A 17,592-nucleotide genomic window follows, 5' to 3' on the forward strand; every position below is an offset into this window, starting at 1 on the left:
CCGGAGGTTCATGTGAATACGGACCACACGACGAAGGGCGTGCTCCTCGCCTTCGCCTCCTTTGCTGCGTTTGCCTTCAGCGATGCGGCCGTCAAGATGATCGAAGGCGCATTGCCGCCTTATGAAACGGCGTTCCTGGGAGCCATTTTCGGCCTTGCCGGCTTGCCGTTCCTGCTGAAAGCCGGCGACCGATGGACGGATATCTTCCGGACGACGAACCGGCCGCTCTGGCTTCTCCGATTCGTCGCCAACAGCCTCGGCGTGCTCGGCAGCGTCATCGCGTTTACGCATCTCTCGATGGCGGAAGCCTTCGCGCTGATCTTCCTGCTGCCCTCCTTCGTCACCATCATGTCGGTGATCTTCCTGAAGGAGAGTGTGGGAATCCGGCGGTGGAGCGCTGTCCTCATCGGCTTTGCGGGCGTACTGATCGTCCTTCGTCCAGGCTTTCGGGAGCTTTCAATCGGGCATCTCGGCGCGATCTTCGGCGGCCTTTCCGGTGCGATCTCGATCGTCATCTTCCGGGCGATCGGCCCTTCGGAGAAGAACATATCGCTCTATGGCGCGGGCGTGCTGGGCGTGCTCTTCATCTGCGGCCTGCTGATGATCCCCGATTTCAGGGTGCCGGTCGCAACCGAATGGGTGATGCTGGCAGGCTATGGCCTGCTTGCGGCGCTGGCGACCGTGCTCTTGATGTATGCCGCCAATCATGCGCCGGCGGCGGTGATCGGCCCCACCCAATACAGTCAGATGCTATGGGCCGTGCTCTTCGGCTATCTCATCTTCGGGGACACGATCGACCTGCCGATGCTGATCGGCATCGTGCTCATCATCGGGTCGGGGCTTCTGACGCTTGCCCGTGAAAAGGCGCGAAACGTTCCGCTGCCGCGGTCCGTCGCGACCGATCCGCAGGCATCGGTCGTCACCAAGCCGGAAATCGAAGCCGATCGCTGATCAGCTCTCTTTGGCGAGCTCGGCGAATTGGGTCATCACCTGGGCGGCGGCGGTGAGCCGCTTTTCCGGTGACGGCAGGTCGCGCGTCAGGAACACGCTCTGATCCGGCCGGATCTTCGCGAGCGTGCCCTGCCTGGCGATATAGCCGACGAGCGCTGCCGGATTGGGGAACTGCTTGTCGCGGAAGGAAACGACGATCCCTTTCGGGCCGGCATCGAGCTTCTCGACATTCGCCTTGCGGCAGAGCGACTTGATGTAGACGACCTTCAGGAGGTTCTGCACCTCGACCGGCATGGGGCCGAACCGGTCCACCATCTCCGCGCCGAAGCCGTCTATCTCCGGAAGCTCCGTCACTTCGCCCAGACGGCGGTAGAGGCCCATGCGCAGATGCAGGTCCGGCACGTAAGTGTCCGGGATCATCACCGTGATGCCGACCGAAATTTGCGGCGACCAGCCGGTATCGACGATTTCATCCTCGCCCTTCACCTCGGCGACGGCCTCCTCCAGCATCTGCTGGTAGAGTTCGAAACCGACTTCCTTGATATGACCGGACTGCTCCTCGCCCAGCAGGTTGCCGGCCCCGCGGATATCGAGATCGTGGCTTGCGAGCTGGAATCCGGCGCCCAGGGTGTCGAGCGACTGCAGCACCTTGAGGCGGCGCTCGGCGGTCGTTGTCAGCGGCTTGTTGACGGGCAGCGTGAAGAGAGCGAAGGCGCGCACCTTGGAACGGCCGACGCGGCCGCGAAGCTGATAGAGCTGCGCCAGACCGAACATGTCTGCGCGATGGACGATCAGCGTGTTGGCCGTCGGCACGTCGAGCCCGGATTCGACGATCGTCGTCGAAAGCAGAACATCGTATTTGCCGTCATAGAAGGCGTTCATGATGTCTTCCAGCTCGCCCGCCGGCATCTGGCCATGGGCGATGGCGACTTTCAGCTCCGGCACGTCCGATTGCAGGAAGGCTTGTATTTCCGGAAGATCGGCAAGACGCGGGCAGACATAGAAACTCTGGCCGCCGCGATAATGCTCGCGCATCAGCGTCTCGCGGATCACCAGCGGATCGAACGGCGAGATGAAGGTGCGCACTGCCATGCGGTCGACCGGCGGCGTGGTGATCAGCGACAGCTCGCGCACGCCCGTCATGGCAAGCTGCAGGGTGCGCGGGATCGGGGTCGCCGAAAGCGTCAGAACGTGAACGTCGCTCTTCAGCTCCTTCAGCCGCTCCTTGTGCTTGACACCGAAATGCTGTTCCTCATCGATGATGAGAAGGCTCAGGTTCGCGAACTTGATGCCTGATCCGAGCAGCGCATGGGTGCCGACAACAATGTCCACCTTGCCCTCGGCAAGGTCCTTCTTCGTCTGGGCAAGCTCCTTTGCGGGAACGAGGCGCGAGGCTCGGGCGATGGTAATCGGCAGGCCGCGGAAACGATCCCTGAACGTCTTGTAATGCTGACGGGCAAGCAGCGTCGTCGGCACGACCACCGCGACTTGCGCTCCGTTCATCGCCGCGAAGAAGGCAGCGCGCAGCGCCACTTCCGTCTTGCCGAAGCCGACGTCGCCGCAGACGAGGCGATCCATCGGACGACCGGCGCCGAGATCCTCACGGACCGAATCGATGGCGTTCGCCTGGTCGTCCGTTTCGTCATAGGGGAAGCGCGCGGCGAATTCGTCATAGAGCCCTTCGGGCGTCGTCAGAACCGGCGCGCGGCGGGTAATGCGCGCTGCCGCGATGCGGATGAGGGCATCCGCCATGTCGAGCAGACGCTTCTTGAGCTTGGCCTTGCGCGCCTGCCAGGCGCCGCCTCCGAGCCTGTCGAGCTGCGCTTCGGCCGCATCCGAACCGTAACGTGAGAGCAGGTCGATGTTTTCGACGGGCAGGAAAAGCTTTGCCTGATCGGCATAATGAAGTTCGAGGCAGGCGCGGGGGGCGCCGGCGGCCTCGATGGTGACGAGGCCGACGAAGCGGCCGATGCCATGCTCGGCATGGACCACGAGCGAGCCTTCATCGAGACCCGCCACCTCGGTCAGGAAATCAGCGCCACGCTTGCGGCGCTTGCCGCGGCGGACCATACGGTCGCCGAGAATGTCCTGTTCGCCGATGATAGCGATCCGGTCGGTCTCGAAACCCGCCTCGAGACTCAGGATGGCGGAAGCCGCCTCCCCTTTATCCAACTTGTCGAGATCGGCGAGTTTTTCGATCGGCCTGACACGCTGAAGCCCACGCTCCTCCAGCACCTGCATCAACCGGTCGAGTGAGCCTGCCGACCAGCCGGTAATCAGCACCTTGACGCCTTCGGCGCGCTTATCGGCGATGTGCTTGACCACCAGGTCGAAGACATTGATGCGTTCGCCGCGATCCTTGTCCTCGGCCTGCGCCTTTGCCCAGCGCGGACCCGCATGGGCATCGAGCGTCACCACCGGGCGACCCTCGGCATCGATCTCGTTGAACGGGGTCAGCCGCAGCGCGTCGCACGCGTCGAGCGCGGCGGAAAAAGCCTTGCCGTCGAGATAGAGCTGTCCGGGTGATACCGGCTTGTAGGGCGTGGCCTGTGCGGCCGCTCCCTTGCCCTGCGTGCCGCTGTCGCGCCGGGCGTCGTAATAATCGAGCACCAGCTTGGAGCGCTCGTTCGCCGCCTCGCGCGCCGTGTGATCCGTGACGATGCGGAAGCCCTTGAGGTAGTCGAAAGCGGTTTCCAGCCGCTCATAGAAAAGCGGCAGCCAATGTTCCATGCCGGCATAGCGCCGGCCTTCCGAGACGGCCTGATACAGCGCATCGTCGCGGGTCGCCGCGCCGAAGAGCGACAGATAGTTCTTGCGGAAACGGCTGATCGTATCGGGCGTCAGCGTCACCTCGCTCATGGGATTGAGGTCGAGGGAGCGGGCCTGTCCGGTCGTGCGCTGGCTTGCCGGGTCGAAGGAACGGATCGATTCCAGCGTGTCGCCGAAGAAATCGAGGCGCACCGGTTCTTCCGTGCCGGGCACGAAGACATCGAGGATGCCGCCGCGCACCGCGAATTCACCGACTTCCCGCACAGTGGAGACGCGCTCGAAGCCGTTACGCTCCAGGCGTGCGGCGAGGTCGTCCATGCGGATCTGGTTACCGGGCTTCGCCGAGAAGGCGAGGCTTTCGATCACCTCGGAAGGCGCGATCTTCTGCAGCATGGCATTGACCGTGACGAGCACGATTGCCGGATGCGGCTTTCTGGCGTGCGCGATAAGGCCGGAAAGCGCTGAAAGTCTCCGGGCGGAGACATCCGCGCTCGGCGAGACCCGGTCATAGGGAAGACAGTCCCAGGCCGGCAGCGTCAGGACCGGGATATCCGGCGCCACGAAGGACAGCATCTGTTCGAGATCGGGCATGCTCTGCCCGTCTGACATCACATAGGCGACGGACTGGCCGGCGCGCGCGAGTTCCGCCAGCAGGAGCGGCTCCATGCCGGGCGGCACATTGCCGACCGTCAGCGAGCTTCCGACCGTCGCTATCCGTGCTGCATCGAAACCTGGGATCATCGGGATGGAATTCATGGGGTCTGCTTGAGCCTCGCTTCCAACGAGGCCCTGGTCACCGGATCGAAATCCGGCTTGTAGGCGGCGACACGCTCGTAAAGCGGCGTCTGCAGGTGGTTCGGCAAAGGCCTGGCGCCGGTGATCCAGGCATGCAGATCGTGATCGTCCTCGCTCATGATCGCCTCGAATTCATCGAGCTCCGCATCCGAGAGGGTGCCGATCTCGGCCTCGGCGAAACTGCCGAAGACGAGGTCCATTTCCCGGATGCCGCGATGCCAGCAACGATAGAGGATGCGCCGGCGGCGAGGATCGAGATCGGCGCTCGTGCGCGCAAGTCCAGTCATGTCCGTATCCTTTGTTGCGGTTCATATAGGATGCTTTTCCGCCCCCGTCACCTTGCCAAATCGCCAAAATCCATCGCATTTTGCTGCCATGCGCCCCGCAGTCCTTGACCCACTATTCTCTTCCGTCGCGTCGCTTGCGGGCGTCGGTCCCAAGCTTGCCGAATTGATCGCGCGTGTTACCGGCCGCGAAGACGCGGACGACTGCCGGGTCATCGACCTGCTTTTCCACGCCCCCTATTCCCTCATCGACCGGCGCAATCGCCCCGGCATCGCGCTGGCACCCCAGGGGGCCATCGTCACGATCGAGGGCCGTGTCGACCGGCATCAGCCGCCGCCGCGCGGCAAGCCGAACGTCCCCTATCGCGTCTTCCTGCATGACGAGACCGGCGAGTTGGCGTTGACGTTCTTCCGGGCCAAGGGCGATTGGCTGCAGAAATCGCTGCCGCTCGATGAAACGGTGATGGTCAGCGGCAAGGTCGACTGGTTCAACGGCCGGCCTTCCATGGTCCATCCGGACTTCATCGTGAAAGCGTCCGAGGCGGAAAGCCTGCCGCTGATCGAGCCTGTCTATCCGCTGACCGCCGGCCTTTCGCCGAAAGTGCTGCGAAAGGCGATCGACGGCGCAATCGCGCGACTTCCGGCCTTGCCGGAGTGGATCGACGAAGCCCTTTTCCAGCGCCAGGGATTCCTGTCCGCCGGCGACAGCTTTCGCCGATTGCATGATCCGCGCGACGAGGCGGATATCGACCCGCAGTCCCCTGCCCGGCGCAGGCTCGCCTATGACGAGTTTCTAGCCGGCCAGGTATCGCTCTCCCTCGTGCGCCAGCGGCTGCGCCGGGTTCCCGGAGAGCCGATCAGGGTCAAGGGCGATCTTGCCGCGAAGATCATCGCTGATCTGCCCTTTTCGCTGACGCCAAGTCAGAAGAGCGCCGTCGAAGACATATTGAAGGACATGGCGGGCGACACCCGCATGCTGCGCCTGCTGCAGGGCGATGTCGGCGCGGGAAAAACACTGGTCGCGCTGCTTTCCATGGCGGCAGCGGTCGAGGCCGGCGGACAGGCCGTGTTGATGGCGCCGACTGAAATCCTGGCCAGGCAACATTTCCAGACGATTTCCAAACTGGCCGGGGCGGCCGGCATCAATGTCGAAGTTCTGACCGGCCGTACCAAGGGCCGCGAGCGCGATGCGATTGCGGAAAGGATCGCCTCCGGCGAGGCGCAGATCGTCATCGGTACTCACGCGCTTTTCCAGGATGCGATCAATTATCACAATCTTCTTCTGGCCGTGGTGGACGAACAGCATCGCTTCGGGGTGCATCAGCGTCTTCGGCTGACTGCGAAAGGCATTTCACCGCATATGCTGGTGATGACCGCAACCCCCATTCCCCGTACGCTGGTGCTTGCCGCCTTCGGCGACATGGATGTTTCGAAGCTCACCGAAAAACCGGCCGGCCGCAAGCCGATCCAGACGGTGACGATACCGACCGAACGCATCGGCGAGATCGTTTCACGGCTGCGAGCCGCCATCGCCGAGGGAAAGAAGGCCTATTGGATATGCCCTCTCGTCGAGGAGTCGGACGTTTCCGAACTGATGTCAGTCGAAGAGCGGCATGCGGTTCTCGCCAAGGAGCTCGGCCGCGACGTCGGCCTCGTTCATGGGCGCATGTCCGGGCCCGAAAAGGACGCGGTGATGACCGCCTTCAAGAGCGGCGAAATCCGGCTGCTGGTGGCGACGACCGTGGTAGAAGTGGGCGTCGACGTGCCCGATGCGACAATCATGGTCATCGAACATGCCGAGCGGTTCGGGCTTGCCCAGCTTCACCAGCTTCGCGGCCGTGTCGGGCGCGGAGACGAGGCCTCGACCTGTATCCTGCTCTACAAGGGGCCGCTCAGCGAAACCGGAAAGGCTCGTCTTTCCATCCTGCGCGATAGCGAGGACGGCTTCCTGATCGCCGAGGAGGACTTGCGTCTTCGCGGCGAAGGCGAACTCCTCGGCACCCGCCAGTCCGGCACGCCGGGCTTCAGGATCGCCAGTCTGGAAGCACATGCAGACCTGCTCGAGATCGCCCGCAAGGATGCCGCCTATCTTCTGGAGCGCGATCCGGAACTCACGAGCGACCGCGGCCAGAACATGCGCGTGCTCCTCTACCTTCATCGACGCGACGAGGCGATCCGGTTCCTGCGGGCGGGATGAATGTAGCTCCCCGACGATCAGGAGCCGGAAGGTTCCGGCGGGCTTGGAATTACCGCGGTGGGCGCGGCCTTCCTAGGCTTGTATTCCGGAGCGATCAGGCCGCCTGAGATCAGGAGCTTCGCCCCTTCCTCCGGCGTCATGTCGAGCATGATGATCTTGCTTTTCGGCACAAACATCAGGAAGCCGGCAGTCGGAACCGGCGTCGGTGCCAGGAACACGGCCATCATTTCCTCGCCTTGCGCGTTGAGACGCGCGGCTACCTCACCCTGCGCGTTGCCGGCTATGAAAACCAGCGCCCAGGTGCCGGGGCTCGGAAATTCGATCAGACCGACCTTCTTGAAAGAGGTCGACTGCTCCTTCAGCACGGTCTCGAAGATCTGCTTCAAGCTCTTGTAGATCGTCCGGACGAGCGGCATCCGGTGCAGCAGGGATTCGCCGAAATTGACGATCGAGCGGCCGATCAGGTTCTTGCCGAGAAAACCGATGATGGTGATGAACACCACCGCGATCAGCAGGCCCGTGCCGGGAATAGTGATGTTGAAATAATATTGGGGGTCGTAGCGCTGCGGAATATAGGGCGTGACCCAGCTGTCGGCCCAGTCGATCAGCGCGAAAGTCAGCCATACAGTGATGGCAAGCGGCGCGCAGATGATGAGACCTGCCAGGAAATTATTCCGGATGCGCCCGGCCAGCGAAATTCTTTCCGGACTGTCGTTCATCCGCGTTCCGTCATGTCATGCTGTGTCGCCGTAAAAGGCCTTGTGATAGGTGACAATGCCGGATGCCATCGACCCATGCAAGGCCAGCGCCATGAAATAGTCAGGCGGGAAATCGGGCAGCACAAGCTCGTCGTTCCGGTTGAAACCGAAGCGGCCGTAATAGGCCGGATCGCCGGCCACCACGCAACCCTTAGCACCGATTGCGCGAAGCTCATCCAGGCCTTTCCGGATCAATGCGCTGCCGATCCCCTCGCCTTGCCGTTGCGGGTGAACGGAAACCGGACCCAGGCCATACCAGTCCGCCGCGCCATCGGATATCTGCACACGGGAAAAAGCGGCATGACCGAGGATTTTCCCCTCTTCCTCCGCTACCACGGAGAAAGCCAGGGCACCGGCTTTGCGCAACCGATCGACGATCAACGGCTCGCTGCCGTCGCTGTGCGGATGGCCGGCGAAAGCCAGTTCCGTCACCGAATGAATCGCGGCCTCGTCGCCCGGATTTTCCGGCCGGATGATCATTCCACCGTCACCGATTTGGCGAGGTTGCGCGGCTGGTCGACATCGGTCCCCATGAAGACGGCCGTGTGATAGGCAAGCAACTGGATGGGCAGCGAGAAGATCATCGGAGCGATGATCTCGTCGACGTTCGGCAGCGTGATGGTCGCCATGGTCGGCAGCTTGGAGGCGGCTGCGCCCTTCTCGTCGGTAATGAAGATGATCCTGCCGCCGCGCGCGGCCACTTCCTGCATGTTCGAGACTGTCTTTTCGAAGAAGCGGTCATGCGGGGCGATGACGATGACCGGCATGTTCTCGTCGATGAGCGCGATCGGCCCGTGCTTCAGCTCGCCCGCGGCATAGCCTTCGGCATGAATATAGGAGATTTCCTTGAGCTTCAGAGCACCCTCGAGCGCCAGCGGATAGCTGGTGCCGCGGCCGAGATAGAGCACATCCTTGAAGCGGGAGAGATCGCGCGAGAGAGATTCTATCTGAGGCTGAACCTCGTTCAGTACCCGGCTCATGATGCGTGGCATCTCGGCGAGATGGCGAACCATTGCCGTTTCCTGCTCTGCCGATACGGTTCCGCGCGCACGGCCGGCGCCGATCGCGAGTGCGGCCAGAACGGCGAGCTGGCAGGTGAAGGCCTTGGTGGAAGCGACGCCGATTTCCGGTCCGGCCAGGATCGGGAAGATCGCATCGGATTCGCGGGCGATCGTGGATTCCCTGACATTCACGATCGCGCCGATCTTCAGCCCTTCCTGCTTGCAGTAGCGCAATGAGGCAAGCGTGTCGGCGGTCTCGCCGGACTGCGAGATGAAGAGCGCTGCCTGGGAGGGTGAAAGCGGCAATTCGCGATAGCGGAATTCCGAGGCGACATCGATCTCGACCGGCAGACGCGCATAGCGCTCGAACCAGTATTTGCCGATGAGGCCGGAAAGATAGGCCGTGCCGCAGGCGGAGATCGCAAGGCCGGAGACCTTGCCGAAATCGATCTCGGTCTCGTTCCTCTTCACCGTGTTTGCGGCAAAATCGATATAGTGGCTCAATGCGTGCGAGATGATCTCCGGCTGCTCATAGATTTCCTTCTCCATGAAGTGCCGGTGGTTGCCCTTGTCCACCATGAAGGCAGATGCCTGAGAAATCTGGCTGCGCCGCTGCACTGGTCTGCCGGAGTAATCGACGATCTCGACGCCTTTTGCTGTCATGATGGCGCAGTCGCCGTCGACCAGGTAAGTGATCTCGTTGGTGAAGGGAGAGAGCGCGATCGCATCCGAGCCCAGGAACATCTCGCCCTGGCCATGTCCGATTGCGAGCGGCGGCCCGAAACGGGCGGCCATGATCGTACCCGGATCATCCTCGAACATCACCACCAGCGCATAGGCGCCGGCGACGCGATTCAGCATGGCAAGCATCGCAGCGCGGCGGTCCAGGCCCTGACGCAGGTATTTGGCCAGGAGATGAGCGACCACTTCCGTATCGGTCTGGCTCTCGAAAACCGCGCCTTCGGAAAGAAGTTCATCCTTCAGTTCGGAGAAGTTCTCGATGATGCCGTTGTGGACGACGGCGACACCCCCCACGAAATGCGGATGGGCATTGGTCTCGTTCGGCACGCCATGGGTGGCCCAGCGGGTATGGGCAATGCCGATCACGCCCGGCAGCGGCTCGGCATCAAGCCTTTTCTCCAGATTGAAGAGCTTTCCTTCGGCGCGGCGCCGGTCCATCCTGCCGCCGTGGATCGTCGCGACGCCGGCGGAATCATAACCGCGATATTCGAGCCGCCGCAGCGCATCGACGAGCCGCCCCGCCACCGCTTCCCTTCCGACGATCCCGACAATCCCGCACATGAACAATCTCTCCGTTTGGTTGAACCGGGCGAATTCCTAGCGGATTGCCCGCTTTGCGCAATCTGCCTGCCGGTCACTTTCGATATCTGAAAGTAACGCGAACGCTTTAACGCCACCTTTCAGTCTAAGCCTCACCGCCCGGTGACATCACACCAGGGAACCACCGGCGCTTCCATGCGGTTAGTATCAACGTAACGCAACCGGTCGAGGGCCATGACCAACCAGGACAACGACCCCATCGTTCAGCCGAGCGATCCGCCGGCCGAAAAAGCTGTGAAAAGACAGGCAGGCCGCGGTCTGGTGCTGTTCATCATCGGTGTCGGCGTCGCGGCGTTCGTGCTTTATCTGACGATCATCCTCTACGCCGCAATTACGGGTTAGCCTTTCGCCTTCTTCGCGGCCTTGAAGGCAAGCGCCCGCTCGCGAATGACCTTCGCACGCTCCGGCTTCACCTCCTGCCTTGCTCGACCTAGTGCCAGGGCGTCGGCGGGGACATCGGCGGTGATGACGCTGCCGGAGGCTACATAGGCTCCGTCACCGATGGAGATCGGCGCGACGAGGGCGGAATTCGAGCCGATGAAGGCATTCGCGCCAATGCGGGTCACATGCTTGTTCACACCATCGTAGTTGCAGGTGATGGTACCGGCACCGATGTTCGAGTGCGCGCCCACAAAGGCGTCGCCGATATAGGTCAGGTGGTTGACCTTGGCGCCTTCGCCGATCTCGGCCTTCTTCACCTCGCAGAAATTGCCGACCTTGGAGCCGGCGGCAAGATGCGCACCGGGACGCAGCCGCGCGAACGGCCCGACAGTAGCGCCGGCGCTCACATGCGCGCCTTCCAGATGCGAGAAGGCATGAACGACAGCGCCACCCTCGACCGTGACGCCCGGCCCGAAGACCACATTCGGCTCGATCACCGCGTCCTGGCCGATCTCCGTGTCATAGGCAAGGAAAACGGTTTCCGGTGCGATCATCGTCACGCCCGAGAGCATCAGTTCATAACGGCGGCGCTCCTGCCAGAGCTTTTCGATCTGGGCGAGTTCGGCGCGGTTGTTGCAGCCGGTCAGTTCGGCCTCCGGCGCATCCACCGCGACGACCCTGCCGCCGGCCGCGCGGGCGATCTCGACGAGATCGGTCAGATAATATTCGCCCTTGGCGTTGTCGTTGCCGATCTTTTCCAGAAGCGCGAGCGCCTTGCGGCCATTAATCGCCATCAGCCCACTATTGCACCAGGTGACCTTGCGCTCTTCCTCGGTCGCGTCCTTCTCCTCGCGGATCGCAACGAGTTCGCCATTTTCGACCAGCAGGCGGCCATAGCCGGTCGGCTTGTCGGTATGAAAGCCGATCACCACCACGTCCGCCCCCTCGGCGAGCTTCTGCCGTGCCGCCAGAAAGGGTCCCGACGTAATCAGAGGCACGTCGCCATAGGCGACGAGGACGTCGTCATAGCCGCGAGCGATCGCATCCTTCGCCGCCAGTACCGCATGGCCCGTTCCGAGGCGTTCGGTCTGCAGGAAGGCCTCCACCGTGACGTCTTCGACGGCGCCGGCCTTCGCAACGGCATCCGCATCGCGCCCGACCACCAGCGCCGCATCCGTCATGCCCGCGGAGGCCACCGCCGCCATCACATGCGCGATCATCGGCCGGCTGGCAATCGGGTGCAGCACTTTCGACATGGAGGATTTCATGCGGGTGCTGTCGCCGGCGGCGAGGATCACGGCAAGGCAGGAGCGGCTCATCAGGAATCTCCGATTCAATCCATTTCGCGGGCTTTTAGCAGCAAGACGGTTGAAGGGCGATAAACAGCTTGTATCCCCAAGAAACAAAAAGGGCGCCCGAAGGCGCCCTTCACTCACCCCTCGAAGGAGGGGTGAGCCAAGTATTACTGCGGAAGCTTGTCGTCCACGCCTTCGACGTAGAAGTTCATGCCGAGCAGCACGCCGTCCTCCGGCTTCTCGCCGGCCGCGAGCCAGGGCGAACCGTCCTGCTTGTTGATCGGGCCGGTGAAGGGGTGCAGCTCGCCCGACTTGATCTTGGCTTCGGTCTCCTCCGCCATCGCCTTCACGTCATCCGGCATGTTGGTATAGGGCGCCATGGTGAGAATGCCGTCCTTGAGACCATCCCAGATCTGCTCGGATTTCCAGGTGCCGTCGAGGAGCGCGTTGGTGCGCTTGATGTAATAGGCGCCCCAGGTATCGACGATCGCGGTGAGCTGCGTCTTCGGGCCGGCGGCGATCATGTCGGATGCCTGACCGAAGGCGAGAATGCCACGCTCGGCCGCAACCTGCATCGGTGCCGTCGTGTCGGTGTGCTGGGTCAGGATATCGACGCCCTGGTCGATCAGAGCCTTGGCGGCATCGGCTTCCTTGCCGGGATCGAACCAGGTGTTGGCCCAGACGACCTTCAGCTTGAAATCGGGGTTGATGGACTTCGCGCCGAGTTCGAAGGCATTGATGCCCATCACCACTTCCGGGATCGGGAAGGATGCGATGTAGCCGGCAAGGCCCTTCTTCGACATCTTTGCGGCGATCTGGCCCTGGATATAGCGGCCTTCATAGAAGCGGGAATTATAGGTCGCGACATTCGGCGCGGCCTTGAAGCCGGTGGCGTGCTCGAACTTTATGTCCGGGAATTTTTCAGCGACCTTGATCGTCGCGTCCATGAAGCCGAACGAGGTCGTGAAGATCAGCGCGCAACCGGAACGGGCCATGCGCTCGATCGCGCGCTCCGCATCCGGGCCTTCCGGCACGCTTTCCAGGAACGGCGTCTCGATCTTCTCGCCGAGCGCCTTCTGAAGCTCCTGACGGCCGATGTCATGAGCCTGCGTCCAGCCGCCATCCGTCTTCGAACCGACGTAGATGAAGCAGACCTTGGTCTTGTCCTGGGCGGACGCGCCGGTCGCAAGCCCACCCAACAGGGCTGCCGAGGCGGCAAGGGCGATAATCAGTTTCTTCATTTCTAACCTCTATTGGCGTGAAGACGGGTTGTTTCTACCGCGGTTACCGGTCGGGAACGAATGGTTTCCCGAGCGAAGCCGGCGTATTGATGAGCGTCGTGCGGCGATTATGCGAGATGATGATCAGCACGACAATAGTAGCCGCATAAGGAAGTGCGGAGAGAAGCTGGGTGGGCACGCCGATGCCGAAAGCCTGTGCGTGCAACTGCCCGATCGTCACCGTGCCGAAGAGATAGCCGCCCGCCAGAACCCTCCACGGCCTCCAGGAGGCGAACACGACGAGCGCGAGCGCGATCCAGCCGCGGCCGGCGGACATGTTCTCCACCCATTGCGGCGTGTAGACGAGCGAAAGCTGCGCGCCCGCCAGGCCCGCACAGGCGCCCCCGAACATGACGGCCAGATAGCGCATGCGGATGACATGGATGCCGAGCGCATGGGCGGAACCGTGATTGTCGCCGATTGCGCGCAGCTTCAAGCCTGCGCGGCTGCGGAACAGGAACCAGTGGATACCGATGATCAGGGCAATCGAGAGATAGAAGATCAGATCCTGACTGAAGAGCACCTTTCCGAGGAACGGGATTTCCGAGAGGAGCGGAATTACGATCGGCTGCAGCTTGATGCCGGGCTGGCCGACGAAGCTCTCGCCGATCTGTCCGGAAAGCCCGAGCCCCAGGATGGTGAGCGCAAGACCCGTCGCGACCTGGTTGGCGACGAGCGTCAGCGTCAGAAAACCGAAAAGCAGGGAAAACAGCGCCCCGCCGGCAATGCCGGCGAGAATACCGATATAGGGCGAGCCGGTGTACCGGGTGGCGGCGAAGGCGAAAACGGCGCCCATGATCATCATCCCCTCGACGCCGAGGTTCAGGACGCCGGAACGCTCCGCCACCAGCTCGCCGAGCGCGGCGACGACCAGGGGGGTGGATGCGGTGATGACCGTCAGGAGGATCGCTTCGAACATGTCAGCCCCTCGCCTCCGCCGGCTTGGCTCCAGCGAATATCAGCCTGATGCGATAGTGGATGAGCGTATCGCAGGAGAGCACAAAGAAGAGCAGCAATCCCTGGAAGACGCGCGCCACCTTGTCGGAAATGCCGATGGATAGCTGCGCCGCCTCGCCTCCGAGATAGGTGAGCGCCAGCACCAGGCCGGCGGCGATGATGCCGAGCGGGTTCAGGCGGCCGAGAAAGGCGACGATGATGGCGGTGAAACCGTAGCCCGGCGAGATGATCGGCTGCAGATGGCCTATCGAACCGGAGACTTCCGAAATCCCGGCCAGGCCGGCGAGCGCGCCCGACAGCAGCATGGAAAACCAGACCATCCGCCTGGCCGAGAAGCCGGCGAAACGCCCTGCCCGCTCCGACTGGCCGAGCACCGAGACCTCGAAGCCCTTCAGCATGAAGCGCATCATGAACCAGACGGCAATCGCCGCGACGATCGCGAAAATAAATGCCCAATGCGCCCGGCCGGAGGCAAGGATTTCCGGAAGCACCGCCTCGGTGACGAAGGCCTTGGTCTGCGGGAAGTTGTAGCCTTGCGGATCGCGCCAAGGCCCGCGCGTCAGCCAATCCAGATAGAGCTGGGCGATATAGACGAGCATCAGGCTCGTCAGAATTTCATTTGTGTTGAAGCGCGTCTTGAGAAGGGCCGGAATGCCGGCGTAGAGAGCGCCGCCGATCATGCCCATGACGAGCATCAGCGGAAGGATCATCGGCGAATGCCATTCGGGGTTCATGACCGGCAGGATCGAGCCGGCAATGGCGCCCATGGTGAACTGGCCCTCGGCGCCGATATTCCAGTTGTTCGAGCGAAAGCAGACCGAAAGGCCGACCGCGATGAGGATCAGCGGTGCAGCCTTGATCGCGAGTTCATGCAGCGACCAGACTTCCAGCAGCGACTCTACGAAGAAGCTGTAGAGCGCATCGATCGGGTCCTTGCCGAGCAGGCTGAACATGATCGCCCCGAACACCAGCGTCAACGCAAGCGCGAGCAGCGGCGAGAGGATCGAAAACAGGCCGGAGATGCGGGGGCGTTTCTCGAGCTCAATGCGCATCGGCGGCCTCCGGCATCGAATGACTTTCATGAATGCCGCCCATCATGAGGCCGATGCGCTCCAGCGTCAGTGCCCCGGCCGCATGAGGCTTGGACAGCCTGCCTTCGGAGATGACGGCGATACTGGTCGCCACCTCGAAAATCTCATCGAGATCCTGGCTGATGACGACGACGGCGGAACCCGCCTTGGCGAGATCGATCAGGGCCTGACGGATATGACTTGCGGCACCGGCATCCACGCCCCAGGTCGGCTGGTTGACCACCAGAACCGCAGGCTGACGGTCGAGCTCGCGTCCGACGATGAATTTCTGCAGATTGCCGCCGGAAAGCGAGCCGGCCTGCGGGTCCTCGCCGCTTTTGCGAACATCCATGGCCTGACAGATGCGCCGTGTGGCGGAGCGGACAGCATCGTGACGGATGACCGACATGCCGCCGCCCGTCAGGAAAGCCCGTTTGTCCGACTGGCTGCGGGCAAGCAGCAGATTGTCGGAAAGCGGCATCGCGGCGACCGCCGCATGGCCATGCCGTTCCTCCGGCACGAAGCCCGCGCCCAGCAATCTGCGACCGTTGATGCCGAGCCGTCCGACCGGCTTGCCCCGTAGCCGGATCGCATTGTCGTCCGCCACCGGATATTCGCCGGAAAGCGCATCGAAAAGCTCGCCCTGGCCGTTTCCGGCGACGCCCGCAATCGCCAGGATCTCGCCGGCGCGAACCTTCATGGAGATGTTCTTCAGCGATACGGCGAAAGGCGTCCGCGCAGCGACGGAAAGACTATCCATCTCGATCTGCACGTCGCCCAGCTTCGCCGTCTCGTCGCGATGCACCTCCGCCACGTCGGAGCCGACCATCATGCGGGCTAGCGAGGCCGGCGTCTCCTTCTTCGGATCGCAGGCTCCCCTTACCTTGCCGTGGCGCAGGACGGTGGCGCGGTCGCAGATGCGGCGCACCTCCTCCAGCCTGTGGCTGATATAGAGGACCGAGCGCCCCTCATCCTTGAGCTTGAACAGCGTTTCGAACAACCTGTCGGCTTCCTGCGGCGTCAGCACCGAAGTCGGCTCGTCCAAGATGATGAGGCTCGGATTCTGTAGAAGCGCCCGCACGATCTCGATGCGCTGGCGCTCTCCGACGGAAAGGTCGGCCACATGCGCCTTTGGATCGAGCGGCAGGCCGTAAGCCTTGGAAAGGGAGGCCGCCTCGTCGGAAATCCTCGAAAGCGATATCTTTGGATCGAGCGACAGCGCGATATTTTCGGCGACTGTCAGCGCCTCGAATAGTGAGAAATGTTGGAACACCATGCCGATGCCGCGGCGGCGCGCCTCGCCCGGGGAACGGATCGTGACGGGGGCGCCGTTCCAGAGGATCTGGCCGGCTGTCGGCTCGAGCACGCCGAACAGCATCTTCACGAGAGTGGATTTGCCGGCGCCGTTTTCCCCGAGCAGAGCGTGAATTTCACCGGCCGCAACATCCAGTTCTATCGCGTCGCAAGCGGCAAAATTGCCGAAAAGCTTGGTCAATCCCCGCACCGATAAGAGCGGAACTGCCGCCGGACCTTCGGATACAGTCACTGAACCCCCTCGTTCGCTTCGTTCCCGCCTTCTTCGAGGCTTTGGTCGATACGAAGCGCATTGTTTTGAACGCCGCCCGGCCCTTCAATCCGGACGTTTCATTGATAACGTTTTTGTTGCTACGCACAACTCTAAAGAAAGACTTCCCGGAGAAACGTTCGATTATCCACCGAGCTTGGGGAAGAGCTGCAGCACCGCGCCGATGCAGTAGAGGTAGATACCCGTCACGACGACGCCGAGAACCAGCCAGGACGGCGAGTCGAAGTGCAGAAGCAGCGAATAGCCGCCCATGGCGCACCACAGGAGAAAGATGCCGAGGTTCAATATTCTCAACCGCTTGACCCGAACCGGGTGCAGGAAATTGATCGGCAGGAAGGTGAGCACGACGGATATGGAAACCACGACCATTGCCGTGACCGCGCTCGCCTGGATCACGAAGAGGGTGAAGACAACCATGTTCCAGACGACCGGAAAGCCGGAAAAGAAGTATTCGTCCGTCTTCATGCCCGTGTCGGCGTAGTAGATCGCGCTCGACACCACGATCATCCCGGCCGCGACGAATGACCAGGGCTCGCCGATCATGCCGCTCTGATAGAGCGCGAAGGCCGGCAGCAGCACATAGGTGACGTAGTCGATGATGTTGTCGAGCGTATCGCCGGACCAGTTCGGCAGAACCTCCTTGACCCGCACCTTGCGGGCGATCGGTCCGTCGATCCCATCGACGAGCAGCGCCAGTCCCAGCCACCAGAACATGTCCACGAAACGCCGCTCGGCCGCAGCAACCACGCCGAGGAAAGCGAGGAACGACCCCGACGCGGTCAGCAGATGGACGCTGAAGGCCCGAATTTCGGCATAGGGCACATTCCGGTAATTGAAGATTCGTCTGATCACGCGTCAGCCCCGCCTTTCCTCGATTGTTCGAGGTATGCGGCCAATCAGGGCGCTTTGCAACGGTCAGCACCCGCAA

14 protein-coding genes are annotated in these 17,592 nt (G+C 62.5%); 3 read left to right on the forward strand and 11 right to left on the reverse strand.

Annotation, left to right across the window (positions count from 1 at the left end):
• The first annotated feature begins 12 nt into the window (after nt 1–12).
• Nucleotides 13–951: a DMT family transporter gene (locus YH62_RS01045; RefSeq protein ID WP_046792300.1), complete on the forward strand. Its 939-nt coding sequence runs from the start codon at nt 13–15 to the stop codon at nt 949–951.
• Here YH62_RS01045 and mfd read toward each other — a convergent pair whose 3' ends face one another.
• Nucleotides 952–4,461, reverse strand: coding sequence for a transcription-repair coupling factor (gene mfd / locus YH62_RS01050; protein ID WP_046792976.1), 3,510 nt, complete (start codon nt 4,459–4,461; stop codon nt 952–954).
• Between the two features lie 11 nt (nt 4,462–4,472).
• The gene (locus tag YH62_RS01055; protein ID WP_046792301.1) at nt 4,473–4,802 is read right to left on the reverse strand and encodes a succinate dehydrogenase assembly factor 2; all 330 of its coding nucleotides are present in this window, start codon (nt 4,800–4,802) and stop codon (nt 4,473–4,475) included.
• 88 nt (nt 4,803–4,890) lie between these two features.
• On the opposite strand from YH62_RS01055, the gene recG reads away from it, so the two are divergent.
• A complete protein-coding gene (gene recG, locus YH62_RS01060) occupies nt 4,891–6,996 on the forward strand; it encodes an ATP-dependent DNA helicase RecG (RefSeq protein ID WP_046792977.1) in 2,106 nt (701 codons plus the stop codon).
• A gap of 17 nt (nt 6,997–7,013) precedes the next feature.
• Here recG and YH62_RS01065 read toward each other — a convergent pair whose 3' ends face one another.
• From YH62_RS01065 to glmS, 3 genes are read right to left on the reverse strand one after another with little or no spacing between them, the layout of a single operon-like run.
• Nucleotides 7,014–7,715 carry a DUF502 domain-containing protein gene (locus YH62_RS01065; RefSeq protein ID WP_046792302.1) on the reverse strand — a complete coding sequence of 234 codons (702 nt, stop codon included), beginning with the start codon at nt 7,713–7,715 and terminating at the stop codon, nt 7,014–7,016.
• Between the two features lie 15 nt (nt 7,716–7,730).
• Nucleotides 7,731–8,234 (reverse strand): N-acetyltransferase, encoded by a 504-nt coding sequence (locus YH62_RS01070; protein ID WP_046792303.1) that lies wholly within the window; start codon nt 8,232–8,234, stop codon nt 7,731–7,733.
• On the reverse strand, nt 8,231–10,057 hold the full coding sequence (gene glmS / locus YH62_RS01075; RefSeq protein ID WP_046792304.1) for a glutamine--fructose-6-phosphate transaminase (isomerizing): 1,827 nt from the start codon (nt 10,055–10,057) through the stop codon (nt 8,231–8,233). Before glmS ends, YH62_RS01070 begins: the two co-directional genes overlap by 4 nt.
• Nucleotides 10,058–10,270: 213 nt before the next feature.
• Here glmS and YH62_RS29935 point away from each other — a divergent pair, with 213 nt between their 5' ends.
• Nucleotides 10,271–10,438, forward strand: a complete 168-nt coding sequence (locus YH62_RS29935; RefSeq protein WP_156176908.1) for a hypothetical protein — start codon at nt 10,271–10,273, stop codon at nt 10,436–10,438.
• On the opposite strand, the gene glmU is transcribed toward YH62_RS29935, so the two are convergent.
• The 6 genes from glmU to pcsA form a co-directional block, all read right to left on the reverse strand.
• Nucleotides 10,435–11,796 carry a bifunctional UDP-N-acetylglucosamine diphosphorylase/glucosamine-1-phosphate N-acetyltransferase GlmU gene (glmU, locus tag YH62_RS01080; protein ID WP_046792305.1) on the reverse strand — a complete coding sequence of 454 codons (1,362 nt, stop codon included), beginning with the start codon at nt 11,794–11,796 and terminating at the stop codon, nt 10,435–10,437. The genes YH62_RS29935 and glmU overlap by 4 nt on opposite strands.
• Before the next feature lie 143 nt (nt 11,797–11,939).
• On the reverse strand, nt 11,940–13,013 hold the full coding sequence (locus YH62_RS01085) for a BMP family ABC transporter substrate-binding protein (protein ID WP_046792306.1): 1,074 nt from the start codon (nt 13,011–13,013) through the stop codon (nt 11,940–11,942).
• 43 nt (nt 13,014–13,056) lie between these two features.
• A complete protein-coding gene (locus YH62_RS01090; protein WP_046792307.1) occupies nt 13,057–13,971 on the reverse strand; it encodes an ABC transporter permease in 915 nt (304 codons plus the stop codon).
• A 1-nt stretch (nt 13,972) separates the two neighbouring features.
• On the reverse strand, nt 13,973–15,061 hold the full coding sequence (locus tag YH62_RS01095) for an ABC transporter permease (protein ID WP_046792308.1): 1,089 nt from the start codon (nt 15,059–15,061) through the stop codon (nt 13,973–13,975).
• Nucleotides 15,051–16,625 carry an ABC transporter ATP-binding protein gene (locus YH62_RS01100; protein ID WP_046792309.1) on the reverse strand — a complete coding sequence of 525 codons (1,575 nt, stop codon included), beginning with the start codon at nt 16,623–16,625 and terminating at the stop codon, nt 15,051–15,053. The genes YH62_RS01095 and YH62_RS01100 overlap by 11 nt, the downstream gene beginning before the upstream one ends.
• Before the next feature lie 162 nt (nt 16,626–16,787).
• Entirely contained in the window at nt 16,788–17,516 is a 729-nt protein-coding gene (gene pcsA, locus YH62_RS01105) for a phosphatidylcholine synthase (RefSeq protein ID WP_170986293.1), read from the reverse strand.
• Nucleotides 17,517–17,592: the final 76 nt, after the last annotated feature.

Source organism: Rhizobium sp. LC145 (genome assembly GCF_001005825.1).
In the GTDB taxonomy this organism is placed as follows: domain Bacteria; phylum Pseudomonadota; class Alphaproteobacteria; order Rhizobiales; family Rhizobiaceae; genus Neorhizobium.